Here is a 21,082-nt window from a genome sequence, read left to right as displayed (position 1 = left end):
AGTATTTTATATTTGAGATAATTTATTACATGTAAACAAAAACTATTAAATATGTCAAAAATTCACTTTTTAAATGTTCTCGAAGGCGATTGTAACATTATCGAACATGATAGCGGCAGAATTTCTGTAATTGATGTAAGTAATGCTTATAATGATTATGACACAGCTGAAGAAATAAAAGTCCGTAATTCACAAATTCGAAAAGATATGTATTTGAGAACTCAAGTACCAAATGACAAAAAAGATTACAAACAGAAAAAAGTTCCGGACAACCCTATTCAATACCTCAAAAAGTTTAATATAAATTCAATATTCAGGTTTATTATTACTCACCCAGATATGGATCACTTAGATGGAATTAAAGATTTTTATGAAGAGTTTTCAATTCAAAATATCTGGGATACTTGTAATACCAAGGAAATATCTAACAAAGTTAATTCCGGGGGGTATAATATGGATGATTGGAAATTTTATAAAAAAATTCGTGATACAAAATATGAATCACCAAAAAGATTAACATACTATTCAACAGATGTTAATGATTATTATAATCAGGACCACATTCAAATACTTTCACCAACTCCTGATTTAATTAAACATTGCAACGATAAAGAAAATTGGAATGATTCTTCATATGTACTTTTGTATACTCCGCCTAAACCAGGAGGCGGGAATTGGAAAATATTATTTGCTGGAGATAGTGAAGATAAAACTTGGGACTATATTCTAAAAACTTTCGAAAGAGAAGTATCAAACATAGACATATTATTTGCTCCCCATCATGGCAGAGATTCTGGAAGAAATTATGATTTTTTAAAAACTCTTAAACCAAGAGTAACTTTATTTGGAAATGCCAGTTCAAAACATCTTGCATACGACAGTTACCCTGCAATAAGAATAACAAATAATCAGGCTGGTTATATAATAATGGATATTAAAGATAAAATTTATTTTTACGTTAAAAATTATGAATTTGCTAGAGATTTTCGAAGTAATCGCAATTGGAGTGATCCAGTTTTAACTAAAAGTTTAGATGCATATTTCATCTTTAAAATAAGCTAAAAATTATATCTCTAGACTTTTATTTTTAATATATCTAAATTACAACCTATGAATCAGTATTTTGTTAGAGCAAGATTGTTCCCAACTATTTTGACAGCGATTCCAATAATAATTTTTATAAATTATGTATTAAATAAAGAACTATATTCATCATTAAATCAAATTTATACAATACTTCCATCATTAGCTGGTTTTGGAATTTCAGCAGCAGTAATATTTCTCAGTATTCAAATAAATAGGATTGTGTCAAAAGAACTATTTCAAAGAATATATTTTAAAGAAGAAATAGAAATGCCAACCACAAAAATGTTACTGTGGCAAGATTCAAAAATAGATAAAAACACAAAATCCAAAATAAGAAAAAAAATAAATGAAAAGTTTCAAATTAAATTAAAAAATGAAACTGAAGAGAGTTCAGAAATAGAAGAATCAAAGAAACAAATAGTCTTTGCAGTATCTCAGATTCGGAATTTATTACGAGGAAATACTTTCTTGTTTAGACATAATATAGAATATGGATTTATTAGAAATTTGATAGGAGGTTCTTTAATCGCATTAATAATAAGTATTGTGATTTTAATTTATTCATATATAACAAAAGACAATACACTTAAAATTACCTCAGTGATATTAGTAGCTATTTATACGTTTCCAGTAATTTTTTCCAAGTTCATTATAAAGAAATTTGGAAATTATTATGCAAAAACACTTTATGAACAATTTTTAAGCGAAAAATAATGAATCAAACTGTAAAAATGATTTTTTGGGATGTACAAGCTGGTCATGCAACTTACATCAAATCACCCAACGGAAAACATATTGTTATTGATCTAGGAATTGGATCTTTTGATGATAATAATAATGGATTCAGTCCTTTAATGTACCTTAAAGAACATATGGATATTAATCAATTAGATTATGTTATCATTACGCATCCACATTTTGATCATATTGAAGATATTCTAAATTTTGACAGTCTTTCACCTAAAGCTTTACTAAGACCAGACCATATAACAAATGAAGAGGTAATGCAAGAAGAAAAAGCTACAAGAACTATAAGAAATAGAGATAAGCCCATATTTGAAAAATATTGCGAAATTACTGATCGATATAACACTCCTATTAGTGATACAAATACAAGTAATCCAAGAATCGCATCTAATTACGGTGGCTTATCAATAAAAACATTTCATCCTACTAATTGTAACAAAAATAATTTTAATAATCATAGTATAATTACTGTAATACAGTTTGAAGATATCAAAGTAGTTATTCCTGGGGATAATGAAAAATGTTCTTTTGAAGAACTTTTGCAAAATGAATTATTTAAAACAGCAATTAAAAATGCTGATATATTATTGGCACCACATCACGGTAGAGAATCTGGATATAATAATGATTTTGTGAATCTTGTAAATCCAAAATTAACAATTATTTCAGATGGTAGATTTTGCGACACAAGTGCGACATCAAGATATTCTCAAAAATCAAGTGGATTGAAAGTCACTTATAATAATGGTTCTAGCGAAATAAGAAACTGTCTTACAACTAGAACGGACGGAGAAATATTCGTTGAATTTGGCAAAGATTATTACATTAAGCCTTTTCTATCAATAAAAACTAAAAATTAGTATTAATATATTAAAGCCTTTCTAATCTAATCTATAAATGTTTAATTAAATCTATTATTAGATTTCTATAACATAAATTTTAAAACTATGAATGAGAAAGCAATCGAAGTTTTAATAACAATTTCACTTCCTTTAGCGGGTGGCGGAGTTGGTTTTCTTTTAAAACGATACTTAGATAAAAAAAGTGAATTATTTAATGAAAATGCAAAAGAAAGAAGACAAGCCTACCAAGATTTTGTAAACATTATAATAGATATTTTTGCTGGGAGGAATGAGAAGAAACAAAAATCATTTGACATCAATAGGCTTTATGATTTTTATAAAAAAAATATACTTTTCGCCCCTCCAAGTGTAGTTAATTCTTTTAGCGATTATATGCAATACATCTATATATTTGATAGCAATGATCCAAATCAGACTGCTGAACATATTAAGATGCTTACGGAAGTTTTAAAACAGATGAGAAAAGATCTAGGATTAAGTAACTCTGAATTAGGTGAAAATGGAGAAAAATTAATGAGAGCAATATTAAAAGATTTTGATTCAATGCTATAGTAATAACCGCAACAATAACCCAACATCAAAAATAAAAAAAGCTAATCTTTGTGGATATATTGTAAATTCGCCCAGACAGTCAGCGACAACTTTAGAAACTAACAAAACATCCTAAATGAAATTCAATATTAAAATCTTAGTTATTATCCCTCTTTTTTTAGTTTCCTGCGATGCCGAAACAGGAACAGATGGAGTTGTAATTGATGCTATAAGTGGAGAACGCTTAAAAGATGTTACTGTTAAAATGACTTCAGAGCAAGGAGATAAAGAAGATATTTCAAGTGTAAACGGATATTTTAGTATTATATTAGGTTATGGCTGCGGAATTGCCAAATGTGAAGGTAATCCACAAATTACCTTCACTAAAGAAGGGTATAATACTTTGGAAATTAATGAAAGTTATTATGATTCCAAAAGTGCACAATATTTGAATCAGGAAAAAAAGATACTTTAGTTTTTAAAATGAACACTAAATTGTGAAAAAAAATACAGAATGAAAACTAAACCAAAAGAGAAGAATTGGCTCAAAATAATTATATTTAATCTACTTGATTTTATCTTAATGTGGAAATAAAAAATGCGTAAAAGTGTCAAACTTCTGCGCATTTCTAATTATAAAAAAGAGAAAAAACTTCTTACTTCTCCCCTAACACATCAGGCTGAAAATGCAGTTTATGCAAATCATCCACCAAAACCATTTCGTCTTCCGGCAAAAGCTGCAATGCAATTTCAAGTAAAGTCAATACATTAATATCTGTGTCTTTATGAAAAACAGCAAAACTGCGTGCTTCCTTATTCATCAAAACTATACTTGCTTTAAGTAAATCTGAAACGATTAAATTTAATTCGTTGTATGAAGATACTTTTAGCGGTATCGTAAATGATTTGTCTTCTTTATGCTCTAATTTTAGTTTGGTGAAATACTTTCCTTTATTCATTAATTGTAAAATTTCTGCGATTCTATCGTCATTTTGATTTTTCATATATATAAGATTTAATTTACAATTGAAACAAATATATAATTTTTCGGTTGAAAACAATCGATTTTTAACAATCATATCTAAACAATCTATTACTTGTAATTTCATTTCTATGAAAAGAGAAAGAAAAACTGAAATTCCAGAAGTTGTAAAACAGTTGGGAATCAAGATAAAAGATGTGATTGATGCCAATCAATTAAAGTCAAGAGAAGTTGCTCATGATGCCGAATTAGATGTAGAAAATTTAAGAAAATATATTAAAGGCTCACAAGAAATGAAAATTGGAACTTTGTTCAAAATTGCGCAAGCCTTAAAAATTCATCCAAGCGAATTAATCAAGAATTTGTAAATCCTCGTTGCTTGTGCGAGCCTCACGCTCATGAAAACAATTAAAATCAATTTCAAAACTTTGTTCACTGAACGAAAGCTTAGCAGATTTTAAAAATGTAACAGCACTAACGATACAGGCTTCGATATTCAGAATCAACAAAAATCGAATCAGGTACAGAGGCAAAATAATACTAACGGCAAAAATAATCGCTGGGAAAAATTATCTTTAAATAAAAAAATGGAACAAACTTTTAATAATTTCGAAATTGGATTATTGCTTTGGCAAGTACTTGTCTTAATAATTCTTTTATTTATTTTATATCTTTTATTTATTCTAGTAAAATTTCTAAAAAAGAAAATAGAAAAATAGTCACTAATTGAACCTTAAAAAAACCTCACTTTACTATTTAGGGATTTTTAGTTTTAACTTTCAAATCAAGCCACAAGGCATTCCATATTCTTTTCTTCGGCGATCTGCATGTCGATTATTTTTTGAGTGATAGTTCCTTTTTCGAATAAACGAATGAATTTGAAAACGACACTAACAAAATATCCCGGATTCGAAACCAGTCGGGCGATTTCTTTTATTCTCCTGTCTCTTAATTGAGTGCAGGCTTCTCTTTCGTTTTCCGGAACCGCCACAAATTCGGTGGCAAATTTCCAGGCACCGGTCCTTGCAGTTTCCATACTAAAATCAATAAAGAAATTATCTATTTTGCCTGTTGCTTTTAATATCCACGTAAGTGTTGGCCAAATTTTAATTAAGCATTTTTCGACGCCGCCTACCAAATTGCTGAGAATGGCGTTTATTTTGTCGAAATCATGTTTTAAATCTTCAATATTTTCTATTGTACTCACTTCTGCCGATGCAATTCCTAAATCCAGATTGATATGTGCGTTAATTCCGAGCAGTAAATGCTGCAGTACTATCGGCCAGAAATCTTCCGCTTGTTCAAAAGCAAATCCCCAGCATTCAGATGGTTTTTCTTTGGCCTGATATTGATAATACGCCTTGATATACCGATTGGCAAAAATGACATCGAGTTTTTCCATTCGTTCCCCATTTTGAAAAGAACCATTCTGAATCCCTTCTTTGACTCTTACCGTAACTTCACGATACAGCGTAGCAAATAACCCGATATTGCTTTGCTCTACTTTTGATTTTTGGATTATTTCATCCAGTATCTGAATTACTTCGTTTATAGTTTGGGCTTGTTTCATACTCATTTAGAATTGGTTATGGTTAAATTGAGAAGAACGAATATAATTATTTTACTGTTTCGTTAAATTAATTTGTAAAAAAATATTTACGTGTTTCCCGTAACATAATCCTTTTTAAAGCAATTATATTAGCACAGATTTATTAAAATCTATATCCCCAAGTATTTACAACATTAACAAATTTAATCAGGAAAATTATGAAAAAAATTGCCCCAATGAAAAACCCTTTTGGCAGATTAATCCTTTGCGCTTTTACAATGTCAGGTATGTTTTTGCTTCAAAGCTGTTCTGAAGAGAATCCGGAGTCAGGGAATATGAATAACGCTGTAAAAAAAGAAACGCTATCAAAAAACAGTACAACCTCAAAAGCTGCCCTTACTAATACCATAGTAACATCAGCAGTAACCGGCACTGGACCAACTTACCTACAATCCGGATCAAATTTATTTACCTGGACATATACGGGTACTATAGCAAATCCTGATTTAGACACAATTGTTTGGTGGTACTCAAAAGTAAATGGTGTTGGAGCTCCTTATGCTATTGGCTGGGGTTCAACGGGTTATTTTATGTCGGTTCCGGATACTTTCTTTTCTGATCCAGGACTCCAAACTTCTGATTTTAAAATATACATTACAATAAAAGATACAAGTGGAAACCTTTATCAAAGTTATAATATTTATAATATCATGAAAAAAGGTAAATGGAAATTAGAAAATTCATTATAAAATATTAAGTGCGTACTAATTCAAAAAACTTCCCGGAAAGAGAGATTCTTTTCGGGTTGTTTGTTTATATGCTGAAATAGAAAAAAAGAATTTTAAGTCTTTATTAATACACCTTTTTATTGGCTTTATAACTCAATATGGAGGACTTATGACATTTTTTTAATAGTTACTTTCTTAATTATCTACTTTCAGGTATTCAAAAGAAATAATTCAAAAATTAACTTAAGCCTCATGTTATGAAAACTACAAAAATGGTATTGTTTTTTATCATTCTAATCTCATTCGGTGCCTGTAAAAAGGACGCAAAAGGAGAAAAAGATAATTATACAACCGCAAACAACAGTAATGCAAGCTCAGATTGTTTAGCTCCTGCCAATTGGTTTACGATCGTAAACAACACGCGCCAGACTCCTCCACCAAATGAAGGACCAACAAGTGTCTTTGCCAACAATCAAACAGTTACAAACTGCGACTTTCATCAATGGTCATGGCAGAAATTTCTTTGGCTGACTAACGAAACCAACGGAACACCTTTCTTTATAAACAATATGATTCAGGTAAATGCCGCTGGTCAGAAATTAGACCCGGGCAATGGTATTGTTTTAACAGATACTGCTCAGGCAAGTGGTTCTACTGATATTTTAAAAACACCTAATTTTTCATCCGGTGTTCCTAAATCTGCTACGGTTTACTATTCTATATTTATGGACAAACTGATGTATGGAACAATGCTAAAATATGGTCCAATAGCAAAAAGCGATTCTACTAAAGTAAAAGGCATAACTTTTCCAGTAGGCTCATTAGAACTTAAAACTTCATGGATTGATGCGAGCGCCCTTAAAGATGCTTCTTCATATTTTGTTACCCAGGGAGTAATAAATGGAGTAAAAACCAAAGTAGCACTTTTGGGAATGCACGTAGTGGGAGTTGTAGAAAACCATCCCGAATTTGTATGGGCTACTTTTGAACATGAAAATCTGGCACCTGCTTACGATTGGTCAAAAGCTACCCCAACAACAGATGCGCCCGTAACAAGTACAGTAGATTATCCTTTTTTTAATAAAAACACCACTGCAACAGTTACTAACATAACTTCGGGAAATGGAATTTATACTGATGTATTTTCTGTTTACAAATACGGTGTTCCTGTAGAAAAAGCTATGAAAGGTTCTCATAATGTTCAGCTTTTTATGCAGACCAGCCAAAACGGTTCTGAAAACCTGAATAATATTCGAACTATTAATCAAAGCGTTAAGACACAGCTAAAAGGAATCTGGAACAATTATTTTTACAATGGTTCCTTATGGATTAATACCGCAGGATACAATGGTACTCCGGCACAAGCGGCTTTATTGGACTCCTTGAGTTATGATCTTTCCAATTCTGCACCCGGAAAATTAACCAGAGGCTCTACTTCTGCCTACAATATTACTATGGAAACGTATGTTCAGGTAGGTTTTAGTCCGTCATCAATACATGGAAATTCAGTCAGCAATCTTGTTAATTGTTTCTCCTGCCACAATACATCTAATAATTCAACCAATTCGCCTCTTTATATCAGCCATGTATTTACAGGATATGTACAAAATCTTCAGGGGTTAAACAGAAAACAAATCAAAGACGAGCATGTCAAAGAAATTGTTAAACAATTCAATTTACGCCAAAAATTAAGAGCCAAAAAATAACAGTTCTGTTTTACTTTTAAAGCAAAGCGAAAATTATAAATACAAAAAACCACAAGCTTCTGTTTGTGGTTTTTATATTTTATTCTACATAGATTTACTTAAATTTCTTTTAAATCATCACACAAGAAAATAACTTAGAACCTTAGCATTTTAGAACCTTAGCATCTTTTTTAGAAAAAATTCCTAATTTCGCTTACGAATAAGAAAGAGAAAAATGAAGGTCTGTATTGCTGAGAAACCAAGTGTAGCACGCGAAATTGCATCCGTTTTGGGCGCCAATACCAAACACGACGGATATTATGAAGGAAATGGTTATGCGGTGACTTACACTTTTGGACATTTATGCACCTTAAAAGAACCTAACGATTACAAACCGCACTGGAAAAGCTGGGATTTAAACAATCTGCCCATGCTTCCTGAAAAATTCGAAACCAAGGTCGTTCAGAATTCGGGAATCCAGAAGCAGTTTAAAATCATCAAAAGTCTTTTCGACAAAGCCGAATTGGTTATAAACTGCGGGGATGCAGGACAGGAAGGAGAGCTAATCCAGCGCTGGGTTATGAATGAAGCGCATTACAAAGGCGAAATAAAACGACTCTGGATTTCATCATTAACTACAGAAGCCATAAAAGAAGGTTTTGACAATTTAAAACCTTCTGAGAATTACGATAATTTATTCTACGCCGGATTTTCAAGAGCAATTGGAGACTGGCTTCTCGGGATGAATGCCACACGCTTGTATACTGTAAAACATGGAGGTTACAAACAAGTTTTGTCTATTGGCCGTGTTCAGACGCCAACTTTGGCAATGGTTGTAGACCGTTTTAAAGAAATCGAAAACTTTAAACCCCAACCCTATTGGGAATTGCAGACTTTATACAGAGAAACACTTTTTAGTTACGAAGAAGGCCGTTTTCTAAATAAGGCAGACGGAGAAATTCTGGCAGAAAAAGTAAAAGAAAGTGATTTTGAAATTGTTTCTGTTGACAAAAAAAACGGGAATGAATATGCCCCAAAGCTTTTCGACTTAACGGGTCTGCAAGTTTACTGCAATCAAAAATTTGGATTTTCGGCAGAGGAAACCCTTAAAATTGCACAGAATTTATACGAACAGAAAGCGATAACCTATCCCAGAGTTGATACGACTTTTCTTCCGGGAGATATTTATCCGAAAGTGCCGGGAATTCTGCAAAAATTAACGAATTACAGCCATTTGACAGAACCGCTTTTAGGAAAGAAAATAAAAAAATCGCCAAAGGTTTTTAACGATAAAAAGGTAACCGATCACCATGCGATTATTCCAACCGGAATCGAAATCAATCTTCCCTATAACCAGCAGCAGGTTTATGATATTATTGTAAAACGTTTTATCGCTGTATTTTATGATGACTGCCTCGTTGCCAATACAACCGTAATAGGAAAAGCGGCAGAGGTAACTTTTAAAGCAACTGGGAAAGAAATTCTCAAAAAAGGTTTCCGTATCGTTTTTGAAGATCCAAATGCAAAAGAAAAAGAACCGGATTTACTTCCGGGATTTGTTGTGGGAGAAAAAGGTCCGCATGAACCTTCTTTTATTCAAAAAGAAACTAAACCGCCCAATCATTTTACCGAGGCAACTTTACTGCGCGCCATGGAAACCGCCGGAAAACAAGTCGATGACGAAGATTTACGCGAATTGATGAAAGAGAACGGAATCGGGCGTCCGTCTACACGCGCAAATATCATCGAAACGCTTTTTAAACGTCAGTATATTGTTCGAAACAAAAAACAGGTTTTACCAACAATTACTGGAATTCAGTTAATTGATACAATTCAGAATGAATTAATAAAGTCGGCTGAACTTACCGGTTCCTGGGAAAAACAGCTGAAAGACATTGAAAAAGGAACTTACACGGCCGGCGCTTTCATTAAAAACATGAAACGCATGGTTGAAGCACTGGTTACAGAAGTTAGAAGCGAAACAAAACACGCTAATATTTCGCATGCTGCTACGATTCAAAAACCAACTGCAAAGCCTGAGAAAAAGAAGGCTGACGGAATTTCGGCAGAAACTTGCCCGAAATGTCAAAAAGGGAATCTTATAAAAGGAAAATCGGCTTTTGGATGCAGCGAATATAAATCGGGTTGTGACTTTGTACTTCCTTATATTTTTTCTGATAAAAAAATTACGGAAAGTCAATATTTAAGATTACTTCAAAAAGGATCAACCGTAAATATAAAAGGTTTTAAAACCGAATTAGGAACAGTCGAGGGTTTAATTCGTTTTGAAGAAAATTATAAACTGAAATTAGAACCTAAAAAAACCGAGGCAAAAAAGACAAAACAAGAAACACCAGATTCTTTGTTGTGCCCTAAATGCAAAAAAGGAACAATATTGAAAGGAAAAACTGCTTACGGCTGCGCAGAATATAAATCGGGCTGTGATTTTAAAGTCACTTTTGATGAAGTCCGTACCAAACTTAAAGATCAAAAACCAACGAAGGAATTGGTTTATGAGATTTTGAGTGCTGCTGTTTAAAGGTTTTTTTGCCACAGATTCAAAAGATTAAAAGGATTTTTTCTGCCACGAATTGCACTAATCTCACTAATTTTTAAATTGGATTTTTTCTAAAAATTATTCTTTTTTTTTAAATAAAATCTAAGATAAATCTGCTCTATCTGCAAAATCTGCGTGAGAAAAAAACATTTTAATCTTTTTAATCTATGGCCGATATTCTAAAAAATAATTCGGGACAATTAGTTAAATTCCTGGCAAACATTCAAAAAAATAATTCGTGTAAAATAGTGAAATTCGTGGCGAAAACTTTTTTTTTATACCTTAGCTTCAATCTAACAAACTCAATTATGCTTCAGAAAATTACTATTGCTGCTTTTATTATAGCATTTGTTTCCTGCCAGAAAAAAGAAACTGTCGAAAAAGACAAAATCAAATTGGCCGACTGGCTGATTGGAAATTGGGAAAACAAATCGCCAGACGGAATTCTGACTGAAAACTGGGAAAAACTAAACGATAGTACTTTCAATGCTTCTTCTTATTTTATTAAAGGAAAAGATACCCTTCATTTTGAAACTATTGTTTTGGCTCAAAAGGGAGAAACGTTAACTTATTTTGCAACTGTAAAAGGTCAGAATGAAGAAAAAGCAGCAGCTTTTCCATCAACTGCAGAATCAGACAAACAATTGGTTTTTGAAAACGCAAAACACGATTATCCTCAAAAAATCACCTATACAAAAGGTGCCAATAATACTTTGACAGCTGAAATTTCCGGTAAATTGAATGGGAAACCTAGTTCTGAGAAGTTTGTGATGACGAAAAAATAGCATAATGATTCGAATGCAAATTAAAATAAATATATTCATCGATATAAATTAAAACCAACAGACGATTTTTTCTATCCTCAAAATAATTAAACAACTCTCAAACTTAAATGAGAAAAGTATTCCTATCGATTCTATTTTCTGTATTACTTTGCAGCTGTAACAAAGGAGCAAATACTACCATTGAAAATCTTTGGGATAATTTTTCTTTTAATAATACTAAATCAAACAGTACAGAAATTATCATTAAACTTTATGATACAACAGCAATAAAAAGCAGGTCAAGAGATCTTGATTCTTTAATTCCTATAAAAGAATTTAAAGTTGTAAATGAAAATCAAATCGAAAGTTTTGACGAAATATTTATAAATGCTGAAAAAACAAGTTATTGTTGCTGCCCAAATGCCGTATATTCAGTTCAATTTTTAAATAAAAAAAAACATCTTGGTTTATTTTGCATTGACACATTGGAGTTTAAAGATAAAATAAGATTGTATGAAGCAAGTTTTCAATATTCTTATCTTATCGATAAATCCAAATGGAAAAAATTTCTTGATGTATTAGATCAAAAAGCGAATCAATAGAATTGTACAAAGAAGCATTCCTAAGGAACTTTAAGGTCAAATATTCTAAAAAAAATACGGATTAAAACCGTTGTTACATATAAACAATATCGCAAAACAACAAAGTTTTTTCATAGCCCCTAGCTTCAGCTAGGGGGAATAAGATTTGAATAAAAAAGGCTTTAGCCAAACTCTCAATAGTTTTGCTAAAGCCTTTTTTATGATATATTAAATCCCTCCAGTTAAAACTGGAGGCAAGTGAAAAACTTTGTACCTTTTTACCTCAGCACCTTAGCACCTCAGCCTCTTAGAACCTTAAAAAAAAATTTACTCATTCTCCCCAATCTTATTCACCATAAAAATCATCATAATACCTAAAAGCGCCATAATTAAAAACGCAAATTTCATACTAAGATATTCAGAGATAAAACCAACCATTGGCGGAACAAGTAAAAACCCAAGATAACCAATTGTCGAAATAGAAGTTAAAGCAGAACCGCTGCTAAGTTTTGATGATCTTCCCGCAATACTAAATACCAACGGAACCACACAAGAAACCCCAAATCCGATTAAAACGTATCCAAAAATAGTGGGATAAGCATACGGAAGAATAAAACAAATCCCAAAACCTAAAGTAATCAATATTCCGCTGTAGAGCAGGATTTTTTTGGTTCCAAATTTCATTACGCCATAATCTCCAAATATACGTCCCAGGGTTACAGCTGTTGCAAAAAACACAAATGCCGCACTAGTTAACTTTGGTGAAGCTTTTAAGATGTTTTCAAAATAAATCCCGCTCCAGTCATACATCGTATTTTCGCAGGCCATAGATACAAAACAGATGAGTGCAAATTTTATCAGGTTTTTTTCCGGCATTGAAAAAAACTTCTTTTTAACCGGTACTGGTTCATTATGAATACTTAACGGATAAAAACAAGCGGTAAGGGCCAGCATAAATACGCTTACGCCCAATAAATGATGTGCCGGTGCAATATGCTGGGTAACCATTACGTAACCCAAACCCGCTCCCGAAAAGACAGCAATACTCCAAACCGCATGGAAACGGGTTATAATTGATTTTGGATATAATTTCTGAACTTCAAGAGATTGTGCATTAATCGATAAATTGAAAATATTTCGGGAGGCTCCAAAAATTAAAAGTATAATAACCAGCTGCCAGACAAAAGCGGCCAAACCCGGTAGTGATAATACAATATTAAACATAATTGCGCCTAAAAGCATAATATAACGGCTGCTGTATTTATTTAATAGTTTTCCTGTAAAAGGCATTGTCAGCATTAAGCCAATTGGAAATGCAAATAAAACAGCTCCAAATTCGGCTTCAGATAAATGTAATTGTGCTTGGATATGCGGGATTCGGGATACCCAGGAAGAATATCCAAATCCGGAAAGGAAAAAAAATACAGTATTGGCGATACGGAATCCACGAGGCGTATTTTGAATCTTTTTAAAGATGGGTAAAATCATGAAGCTGCTTTTTCAGATTGCAAAAATAAAGCTTTTAAAACGAATTATTGTCCGTTTTACATTTAATAAATACCTTCATTCTTTCGATTTATTCTATTAAAAACAAAAAACTCTTTTTTCGTTGGACTTATAATTAAACCGATAATTTATGAAGTGAAATATTATTTATTAATGTAATAATTTCTATTTTTGATTTGTTTTTATTCGTTCTAAATAAGTTAACTATAACCATTAAAAAGAAAAAATGAATTACCAAAATTCGAGAACATCCTGTTTTCTCTTAATCAGTTTCCTGTTTACATTCACTGCCCTATTTGCTCAACAAAACAATGGAAAAATAAAAGGAACCATCACCACTTTAGACGGCGAGCAGGCAGCCGGAGTTAATGTTGTTTTAAAAAATTCTAAATACTGGACTGTAACAGATGAAAACGGAAGTTTTGAATTTAACCGTATAAAAGCTAATACCTATACCATACAAATTTCATTAACAGGTTACGAAACTATTGAAAATGAAGTAATTGTTACAGAAAACGAAACCGCTGCAGTAAACCTGCAATTAAAAGTTTCTGACAAACAGTTGAAAGAAGTTATTATTACCAATTCAAGAGGAAAAGCATTTCCAAAACAAAGCACTTATGTTTCTAAAATGCCTCTGAAAAATATCGAAAATCCTCAGGTTTACAATGTCGTTTCTTCTGAATTAATGAAAGAACAAGCCATTACGGCTTATGACGATGCTTTAAAAAACGTACCCGGAATCCAGAAATTATGGGAATCTACAGGCCGTGGAGGCGATGGAAGTTCTTACTACACACTTCGCGGATTTGAAGCGCAGGCCAATATCGTAAACGGATTGCCAGGTTTAACAAATGGTAGTCTTGATCCTGCAAACATCGAAAGAATTGAAGTTATAAAAGGGCCGTCCGGAACTTTATTTGGCAGCAGTTTAGTTTGTTACGGAGGTCTTATTAATACGGTAACCAAAAAACCATATGAAGGTTTTGGCGGAGAATTCTCTTATACAGCAGGAAGTTTTGGACTCAGCAGGGTTACGGCAGATTTTAATACGCCATTAGATGATAATAATGATGTTTTATTTAGAGTAAATACTTCTTATCAAACAGAAAACAGTTTTCAGGACGCGGGATTTCGTACAGCACTTTTTATTGCTCCTTCCCTTTCGTATAAAGTAAATGATAAAGTATCTTTTCTTATAAATACCGAATTTATGCAGGAAGAAAAAACAACTCCTCCAATGTTGTTTTTAGGAAGAGAATCCCAACTACAGTTTGCAAATCTGGAGGAACTGAATTATAATACTCATCTTTCTTTTTATAGTAATGATTTGACTATGAAAAACCCAAGATTTAATTTACAGGCCCAGATGAATTATAAAATATCGGATCAATGGACCTTACAAACCGCTTTTTCAAGAGGTTCTTCTAAATCTGATGGCTACTACTCTTATATTTATGACAATCAAAATGGTAAAGGCGAATTTGGTTTAAGCATTACAAAAGATCAGTCGCAAACTATCACAACAGACATTCAGCAAAATTTTATTGGTGATTTTAAAATAGGAACTTTACGTAACCGATTAGTTGTTGGACTTGATTATTACGCAAAAGAGCTAATCTTTGGCGGAAGCGGTTATGCCTGGTTTTATAACGTAACGCCACAGGGAAATGTAAATTATATTGATCCTGAAACCGGTATCGAAGCTGATCCCAGATATCCTACACGCAGTTCTGTAGATAATGTTCTGGCATCTGCCGGTGTAACAAATTATACCGGTAAAGAAGCCACATATAGTGCTTATGCATCTGATGTTATCAACATAACTCCAGGTTTGCTTGCAATGGCAAGTTTACGTGTGGATTATTTTGATACTAAAGGAGACGTCACAACAGATGAGGATGATTATGACCAAACTGCTTTATCTCCAAAATTTGGTTTACTTTATCAGCCTATACAAGATAAATTAGCTCTTTTTGCGAATTATATGAATGGTTTTAGAAACATTTCTCCAACTGTTGTGTATGATGAAACTACAAAAGAGCCAATGGGAACAAAAACCTTCAAACCGGAACATGCTAATCAGTTAGAGTTTGGTGTAAAAGCAAATCTTTTATCAGATAAGCTGAATGCAACGGTAAGTTATTATGACATCGAGGTAGAGAATTTAGTTACATCGGCACCGGGAAGTGTAGTAAATTCAGTGCAGGGAGGCACGGCAAGAAGCAAAGGATTTGAATTTGACCTGAATGCTGCACCGTTAAAAGGATTAAGTATCATAGCAGGATACAGCTTCAACGACAGCAAAATAATAAAAGGAGACGAAGCAAATCCATGGCTCGAAACAGGAAAAAGACCATTTTGGGCAGGACCCAAAAACCTTATAAACCTTTGGGCATCTTATAAATTTGGTGAAGGATTTTTAGAAGATTTCGGAATTGGTTTTGGAGGAAATTACGCCAGCGATAATGTTATTGTGGACAGTCAGGTTACCGGAAAATTTGTTTTACCAGAATATACCGTTCTAAACGGATCTCTATTTTACAGCTCAAATAAATTTCGCGTAAGCTTAAATATAAATAATATAACAAACAAAGATTATTTTAACGGAGGCTGGTCTACGGTGAACCCACAAAAACCAAGAAATGCTTTAGTAAGTTTTGCTTATAAATTTTAGACAATTTCAAATTAAAAAAGCCCCGATGTTCATAAATTGAACAATTTCGGGGCTTTTTTATGAATTTTTATTTTTAATTATTCTAAATAAGAGTTATGTTTGTAAAAAATATCATTCTAAAAATTTAAATGTGACCTTATGAAATCAAATACTTTAAAAACAATAGCCTTATTATTTCTAATGTTTTTTGCAGCACCTCAGCTTTTTGCCCACGCACTTTGGATCGAAACCAAAGCAGCCGGAACAAAAGGAAAAGCCCAGGAAATTTCAGTTTATTTTGGAGAATTCTCAGAAAATGATATTACAAAGGCAGACAAATGGTTTTCTGATTTAAAAGATTTCTCTTTGGTTGTAATTTCTCCTTCAAAAAAAGAAACAAAACTTACTGCAAAGGCTTTGGACAATAAATATCAGGCATTTTTTACTCCGGATGAAGACGGAGTTTATACCATTGTAATGCATCATACGGTAAAAGATGTATATGGTACAATGAAGTTAGATTATAATTCCAGTGCAACTGTTGTGGTTGGAAACAAAAATGCAGGAAATAGTGCCGCAGTTAATAACAATGTTATCAGTGTTTTTTCTGCAGATGCAGATGCTGCGAAAAAAAATGCGGTAATAAATGTTGCTGCTTTATATAATGGTGCTATTGCAAAAGAGCAAAAAATCAAAGTTATTGCTCCAAACGGATGGGAAAAAGAACTATGGTCAAATGATAAAGGTGAGGTTTCTTTTACTCCTTTATGGTCAGGAAATTACATGGTAGAATTTGCTTATACTGAAAAAACTGCCGGAGAACATAACGGCAAAAAATATGATGAAATCTGGAAAATGGCTACCTGCCAAATTACAGTAAAATAATATTCTTTAACTTCATTCTTAGATTAATTTCAATTTAAAAAACCTTGCTTCACGGCAAGGTTTTTTTTATTATTTGAAAAAAAAGAACAGAACAAAAAAAAAATAAAAATATTTAAAAAAATAAATAAATTTTAAACAATAAAACACGTTCATAAATTTTGTTAACACAAATGCCAATTGTATATTTGCGGCCATTATTTTAATTGAATCCAAATAAATACCATGAAATATACTTTACTTATTGTAGTCGGGTTGTTTAGTTTTGTCTCTTACGGTCAAAATTATACGAACGACAAAAGAAATTCCTCAGTTAGCGATACTGTAAAAAACAAAAAAGAAGAAATCCTAGATGAAGTTGTAGTAACTAAAACCAATGAACCGAAACCGGTAACTGCAGTTCGTTCCGGTTTAAAACCAATGGATAATCCGCAAACTATTCAAGTTATTGGTTCTGAAGTTATTGAACAACAACAGGCAATTCGATTAAGTGAAGTATTAAAAAATGCAAATGGCGTTTATGTAGGTTCTGCCCGAGGCGGTGCTCAGGAATCTTTTTTCTCAAGAGGTTACGACATGTCTGCCAATAATATGTTTAAAAACGGATTTCGTTACAATGCTGGTTCAATTCCAGATGTTTCCGGTTTAGATAAAGTTGAGTTTCTTAAAGGAGGTTCGGCATTATTATTCGGAAATGTTGCTCCGGGAGGAATTCTAAACCTTGTAACCAAAACACCTCAATTTAAGAGCGGCGGCGAAATATCGATGCAAATGGGAAGTTTTAACTATTATAAACCTGCTTTTGATTTTTATGGCGGTCTTAGTAAATCCATTGCTTTTAGAATTAATGGTTCTTATGAAAATTCAGAAAGCTTTAGAGATGTTGTTAAAAACGAGCGTTTATATATTAATCCGTCCTTGCTTTTTGTTATTAATCCTAAAACACAAATTACGGTTCAGGGAGATTATTTAACTGCCGACTGGACTCCTGATTTTGGAACGGGAATTATTGGTACAAAAATCCTTGATTTACCTCGTAATAATTTTTACGGATCACTTTGGTCAAATGGTAATACAAAATCTGCTAGTGCATCTGTATTGTTAAATCACGATTTCAATAAAAACTGGAAGCTTAATTTCAATAGCTCTTACCAAACTTATGACAGAACTTCAAAATCGACAGCACAATTATCTACTGTAACTTCAACTGGAAATTGGACAAGACCATTAGTGCAAAACGAAAATTCAGAGCAAGTATTAGGAGATCAGTTAAGTCTTCAGGGGAACTTTAATACCGGATCTGTAAAACATCAAATATTTACAGGTGCAGACTGGGAAAACTCTTTTGTAACAGCTTATACTTTTGCATTTAGTCCTGCAAATTATGACACAATAAATCTTTTCACCTTTGATCCATCGACTCAAAGAAATGATATTCCTGACGCCAGAGCAACTCAAATTGCAAAAACAGAAACCAATCGTTTTGGTGTTTATTTTCAGGATTTAATTTCAATTACAGAAAAATTCAAAGTTCTTGCGGGAATTCGCTGGTCATGGCAGGAAGCAGAAGTCAGCACTTACAAAGAAACTTTGGTTTCAGGAGTACAAACAGTAAGTCCGGAAAATGCTGTTCCAACGATTGGGGCTAAAAAATTAGATAACGCTTTTTCTCCAAAATTTGGTTTAATATATCAGCCAAGAAAAGACGTTTCTATCTTTGGAAGTTATTCTACTTCGTTTACTCCAAACACAGGAACTACAGCAGATTTAAAACCAATTGAGCCTTCTATTATTGATCAATATGAAGCAGGTATTAAAACTGATTTCCTTAAGGGATTATTAAGCACTAATGTTACTGTTTATCAAATCACAAACAGCAATCTTGCTCAAACAGCTGAATTTAAAGCTGACGGAAGCTTAAACACAGATACAAACGTGAAAGTTTTAAGTGGAGAAACTAAAAGTAAAGGTGTTGAAGTTGATGTTACCGCAAGACCAATTGAAGGACTTAGCATTATTGCAGGTTACAGCTACAACGATATGCGTTATACAAAAACATCTGGTTTAAACGGAAGTTTTATAGAAGGTGACCGTCTTGTCAGAACTCCTGCAAATACCGCAAACCTAAGTTTCTTTTACACTGTACAAGATGGCTTGTTTAAAGGAGTATCTCTGGGCGCGATTGGAAATTATATTGGTGACCGTTTAGGCGGATGGAATGACCAATATAGTACTGACACCACCAAATATCCTGATGGTATTTACCACAGAGAAATCCCTTTAGAAGGCTACACGACAATTGATGTTTCTGCCGGATATACCTGGAGAAAAATCTCAATTCTTTGCAAATTATCAAACATTACAAACGAATTAAATTATACGGTTCACGAAAATTATAGTGTAAACCCAATTGCACCTCGTCAGGTTATGACAAGTCTGCGATATAAATTCTAAACTTTTGAATTAGATTTATTTTTTAATTTCGAAAACTTAAACCTCATCTTTAAAAGGTGAGGTTTTTTATTTTGTAAAAATGTTTCTTTTATAATTACTTTTACCTTCAAATTCCACTTTAAAATTTAAATATGTCAGATACTGCAAAAAACCAATTAAAGAAAAGTTTAGGTTTAAGTTTTAATATTGCTGTTTTAATTGGAGGAACAATTGGAGTTGGAATTTTGCGAACACCGGGAAATATCGCTGAAATGCTCAATAATTACTGGCTCATTCTGGCATCATGGCTTTTTGGCGGCTTATATGTTTTGTTTGGCGCCAATTCGTATGCAGAACTTGCCACCATGTTACCAAAAGCCGGAGGATCTTATAATTATATCAAACGGGCATTTGGAAATTATGCCGGATTTCTTTCTGGCTGGTTCGATTATATTACAAATGCAATTCCGCCTGCCTTTTACTGCATTGTAATAAGCGAATACATTATTATTCTATTTCCAAAACTTGCTGATTATTCTACTGTAATTTCTATTTCGTTATTACTAGCATTTGTTTTACTTCATTTAAGCGGAGTAAAAAACGGAAGCGTCATTCAGCAAATTACCAGTTTCTTAAAAGTAATTTGTTTTGTGGCTTTGGTAGTTGCCTGTTTTATGTATTCTGGAGTTAAAGCACCTAAAATTGAAACGGATAATTCTATCTTTCAAATTGGACTTATTTTCGGATTTTTCAAATCACTGCAGCTTATTATTGGAACTTATAACGGCTGGAATGCGGTTTGTTTTTTTGCCGAGGAAAATGATAATCCGGGAAAAAACATTCCCAAATCATTATACAGCGGAGTTTTACTTGTTGTTGCTATTTATATTTTAGTAAACGCGGCATTTTTTCATGTTTTACCTATTGAAACTCTAGCAAAATCTAATTTGGCCGCCGCCGATGTGGCCAAGATTCTTTTTGGAGAAAACGGAGCTGTAATCGTTACTGTAATTTCTATTTTTTCGTTAATCAGTATTTTGAATGCTTTTATGATGATTCCGCCAAGAATTCTTTACGGACTTAGCCGTGACGGTTTTTTTATCGAAAAGGGAACAATTGTAAATAAAGGCGGAACTCCAATTGCTGCACTTCTGGTTTCATCCTTATTTAGTTTATTTTTAATCTGTTTTGTGGGTTCTTTCGAAGTGTTATTTTCATTCGCAGCATTCATTTCAATAATTGTCTGGGGACTGGCTTATTTTTCTCTTTTAAAACTAAGAAATTCAGAACCAGATTTACCAAGACCATATCGTTCCTTTTGGTATCCGTGGACAACCATAATTGCTATTATTGCTTCTGTTGCCTTATTAATTGGATTTATTTACAGCGACCCTAAAAGTTTTATTGTAATTATTGGAATCACTGTTGTTTCATATCCATTGTTTTTAGTTTTGAAGAAGATTAAAAAGTAATCCTAATTGTCATTTTGAGGAATGAGAAATCATATTATAAAAAAAGCTGTTCAAATGAAC

18 protein-coding genes are annotated in these 21,082 nt (G+C 32.7%); 15 read left to right on the top strand and 3 right to left on the bottom strand.

The window, feature by feature from the left end:
* Positions 1 to 51 precede the first annotated feature (51 nt).
* From ASE21_RS20580 to ASE21_RS20560, 5 genes are all read left to right on the top strand, one after another.
* Entirely contained in the window at positions 52 to 1,062 is a 1,011-nt protein-coding gene (locus ASE21_RS20580; protein ID WP_057124577.1) for a ComEC/Rec2 family competence protein, read from the top strand.
* A gap of 48 nt (positions 1,063 to 1,110) precedes the next feature.
* Positions 1,111 to 1,800 carry a hypothetical protein gene (locus tag ASE21_RS20575; protein WP_057124576.1) on the top strand — a complete coding sequence of 230 codons (690 nt, stop codon included), beginning with the start codon at positions 1,111 to 1,113 and terminating at the stop codon, positions 1,798 to 1,800.
* Entirely contained in the window at positions 1,800 to 2,693 is an 894-nt protein-coding gene (locus tag ASE21_RS20570; RefSeq protein ID WP_057124575.1) for a ComEC/Rec2 family competence protein, read from the top strand. The genes ASE21_RS20575 and ASE21_RS20570 overlap by 1 nt, the downstream gene beginning before the upstream one ends.
* Positions 2,694 to 2,780: 87 nt before the next feature.
* Positions 2,781 to 3,248: a hypothetical protein gene (locus tag ASE21_RS20565; RefSeq protein WP_057124574.1), complete on the top strand. Its 468-nt coding sequence runs from the start codon at positions 2,781 to 2,783 to the stop codon at positions 3,246 to 3,248.
* Between the two features lie 115 nt (positions 3,249 to 3,363).
* Entirely contained in the window at positions 3,364 to 3,702 is a 339-nt protein-coding gene (locus ASE21_RS20560; protein ID WP_057124573.1) for a hypothetical protein, read from the top strand.
* A gap of 181 nt (positions 3,703 to 3,883) precedes the next feature.
* Here the strand turns inward: ASE21_RS20560 and ASE21_RS20555 are convergent, their stop codons facing one another.
* Positions 3,884 to 4,231 carry a hypothetical protein gene (locus ASE21_RS20555; protein WP_057124572.1) on the bottom strand — a complete coding sequence of 116 codons (348 nt, stop codon included), beginning with the start codon at positions 4,229 to 4,231 and terminating at the stop codon, positions 3,884 to 3,886.
* Between the two features lie 109 nt (positions 4,232 to 4,340).
* On the opposite strand from ASE21_RS20555, the gene ASE21_RS20550 reads away from it, so the two are divergent.
* Positions 4,341 to 4,577 (top strand): helix-turn-helix domain-containing protein, encoded by a 237-nt coding sequence (locus ASE21_RS20550; protein WP_057124571.1) that lies wholly within the window; start codon positions 4,341 to 4,343, stop codon positions 4,575 to 4,577.
* 416 nt (positions 4,578 to 4,993) lie between these two features.
* Here ASE21_RS20550 and ASE21_RS20545 read toward each other — a convergent pair whose 3' ends face one another.
* The gene (locus ASE21_RS20545) at positions 4,994 to 5,785 is read right to left on the bottom strand and encodes a DUF5995 family protein (RefSeq protein ID WP_057124570.1); all 792 of its coding nucleotides are present in this window, start codon (positions 5,783 to 5,785) and stop codon (positions 4,994 to 4,996) included.
* A gap of 191 nt (positions 5,786 to 5,976) precedes the next feature.
* Between ASE21_RS20545 and ASE21_RS20540 the strand changes: the two genes are divergently transcribed.
* The 5 genes from ASE21_RS20540 (at position 5,977) to ASE21_RS20520 (ending at position 12,094) form a co-directional block, all read left to right on the top strand.
* Complete coding sequence (locus ASE21_RS20540; protein WP_057124569.1) at positions 5,977 to 6,507, top strand: hypothetical protein; 531 nt, start codon at positions 5,977 to 5,979, stop codon at positions 6,505 to 6,507.
* Between the two features lie 236 nt (positions 6,508 to 6,743).
* Complete coding sequence (locus tag ASE21_RS20535; protein WP_057124568.1) at positions 6,744 to 8,192, top strand: hypothetical protein; 1,449 nt, start codon at positions 6,744 to 6,746, stop codon at positions 8,190 to 8,192.
* Positions 8,193 to 8,406: 214 nt separating this feature from the next.
* Positions 8,407 to 10,710 (top strand): type IA DNA topoisomerase, encoded by a 2,304-nt coding sequence (locus tag ASE21_RS20530; RefSeq protein ID WP_057124567.1) that lies wholly within the window; start codon positions 8,407 to 8,409, stop codon positions 10,708 to 10,710.
* Positions 10,711 to 11,036: 326 nt separating this feature from the next.
* Positions 11,037 to 11,513: a DUF6265 family protein gene (locus ASE21_RS20525; protein ID WP_057124648.1), complete on the top strand. Its 477-nt coding sequence runs from the start codon at positions 11,037 to 11,039 to the stop codon at positions 11,511 to 11,513.
* Positions 11,514 to 11,620: 107 nt separating this feature from the next.
* Positions 11,621 to 12,094, top strand: a complete 474-nt coding sequence (locus ASE21_RS20520; RefSeq protein ID WP_057124566.1) for a hypothetical protein — start codon at positions 11,621 to 11,623, stop codon at positions 12,092 to 12,094.
* Between the two features lie 306 nt (positions 12,095 to 12,400).
* On the opposite strand, the gene ASE21_RS20515 is transcribed toward ASE21_RS20520, so the two are convergent.
* On the bottom strand, positions 12,401 to 13,561 hold the full coding sequence (locus ASE21_RS20515; RefSeq protein WP_057124565.1) for an MFS transporter: 1,161 nt from the start codon (positions 13,559 to 13,561) through the stop codon (positions 12,401 to 12,403).
* 244 nt (positions 13,562 to 13,805) lie between these two features.
* Here ASE21_RS20515 and ASE21_RS20510 point away from each other — a divergent pair, with 244 nt between their 5' ends.
* From ASE21_RS20510 to ASE21_RS20495, 4 genes are all read left to right on the top strand, one after another.
* A complete protein-coding gene (locus ASE21_RS20510) occupies positions 13,806 to 16,256 on the top strand; it encodes a TonB-dependent receptor (RefSeq protein ID WP_057124564.1) in 2,451 nt (816 codons plus the stop codon).
* A 138-nt stretch (positions 16,257 to 16,394) separates the two neighbouring features.
* Positions 16,395 to 17,120 (top strand): DUF4198 domain-containing protein, encoded by a 726-nt coding sequence (locus ASE21_RS20505; RefSeq protein ID WP_057124563.1) that lies wholly within the window; start codon positions 16,395 to 16,397, stop codon positions 17,118 to 17,120.
* 222 nt (positions 17,121 to 17,342) lie between these two features.
* Positions 17,343 to 19,571, top strand: coding sequence for a TonB-dependent siderophore receptor (locus ASE21_RS20500; RefSeq protein ID WP_057124562.1), 2,229 nt, complete (start codon positions 17,343 to 17,345; stop codon positions 19,569 to 19,571).
* A gap of 131 nt (positions 19,572 to 19,702) precedes the next feature.
* Positions 19,703 to 21,022: an APC family permease gene (locus ASE21_RS20495; protein WP_057124561.1), complete on the top strand. Its 1,320-nt coding sequence runs from the start codon at positions 19,703 to 19,705 to the stop codon at positions 21,020 to 21,022.
* Positions 21,023 to 21,082 lie beyond the last annotated feature (60 nt).

The sequence above is a fragment of the Flavobacterium sp. Root901 genome (assembly GCF_001429765.1).
Taxonomy (GTDB): domain Bacteria; phylum Bacteroidota; class Bacteroidia; order Flavobacteriales; family Flavobacteriaceae; genus Flavobacterium.
The sequence above is the reverse complement of the archived record's forward strand: the minus strand, read 5'-3'. Positions and strand labels throughout refer to the sequence as shown.

Bases quoted from the DNA above. Each gene is read 5' to 3' on its own strand.
- ASE21_RS20580 (WP_057124577.1), top strand. From the start codon at position 52: ATGTCAAAAATTCACTTTTTAAATGTTCTCGAAGGCGATTGTAACATT.
- ASE21_RS20575 (WP_057124576.1), top strand. From the start codon at position 1,111: ATGAATCAGTATTTTGTTAGAGCAAGATTGTTCCCAACTATTTTGACA.
- ASE21_RS20570 (WP_057124575.1), top strand. From the start codon at position 1,800: ATGAATCAAACTGTAAAAATGATTTTTTGGGATGTACAAGCTGGTCAT.
- ASE21_RS20565 (WP_057124574.1), top strand. From the start codon at position 2,781: ATGAATGAGAAAGCAATCGAAGTTTTAATAACAATTTCACTTCCTTTA.
- ASE21_RS20560 (WP_057124573.1), top strand. From the start codon at position 3,364: ATGAAATTCAATATTAAAATCTTAGTTATTATCCCTCTTTTTTTAGTT.
- ASE21_RS20555 (WP_057124572.1), bottom strand. From the start codon at position 4,231: ATGAAAAATCAAAATGACGATAGAATCGCAGAAATTTTACAATTAATG.
- ASE21_RS20550 (WP_057124571.1), top strand. From the start codon at position 4,341: ATGAAAAGAGAAAGAAAAACTGAAATTCCAGAAGTTGTAAAACAGTTG.
- ASE21_RS20545 (WP_057124570.1), bottom strand. From the start codon at position 5,785: ATGAGTATGAAACAAGCCCAAACTATAAACGAAGTAATTCAGATACTG.
- ASE21_RS20540 (WP_057124569.1), top strand. From the start codon at position 5,977: ATGAAAAAAATTGCCCCAATGAAAAACCCTTTTGGCAGATTAATCCTT.
- ASE21_RS20535 (WP_057124568.1), top strand. From the start codon at position 6,744: ATGAAAACTACAAAAATGGTATTGTTTTTTATCATTCTAATCTCATTC.
- ASE21_RS20530 (WP_057124567.1), top strand. From the start codon at position 8,407: ATGAAGGTCTGTATTGCTGAGAAACCAAGTGTAGCACGCGAAATTGCA.
- ASE21_RS20525 (WP_057124648.1), top strand. From the start codon at position 11,037: ATGCTTCAGAAAATTACTATTGCTGCTTTTATTATAGCATTTGTTTCC.
- ASE21_RS20520 (WP_057124566.1), top strand. From the start codon at position 11,621: ATGAGAAAAGTATTCCTATCGATTCTATTTTCTGTATTACTTTGCAGC.
- ASE21_RS20515 (WP_057124565.1), bottom strand. From the start codon at position 13,561: ATGATTTTACCCATCTTTAAAAAGATTCAAAATACGCCTCGTGGATTC.
- ASE21_RS20510 (WP_057124564.1), top strand. From the start codon at position 13,806: ATGAATTACCAAAATTCGAGAACATCCTGTTTTCTCTTAATCAGTTTC.
- ASE21_RS20505 (WP_057124563.1), top strand. From the start codon at position 16,395: ATGAAATCAAATACTTTAAAAACAATAGCCTTATTATTTCTAATGTTT.
- ASE21_RS20500 (WP_057124562.1), top strand. From the start codon at position 17,343: ATGAAATATACTTTACTTATTGTAGTCGGGTTGTTTAGTTTTGTCTCT.
- ASE21_RS20495 (WP_057124561.1), top strand. From the start codon at position 19,703: ATGTCAGATACTGCAAAAAACCAATTAAAGAAAAGTTTAGGTTTAAGT.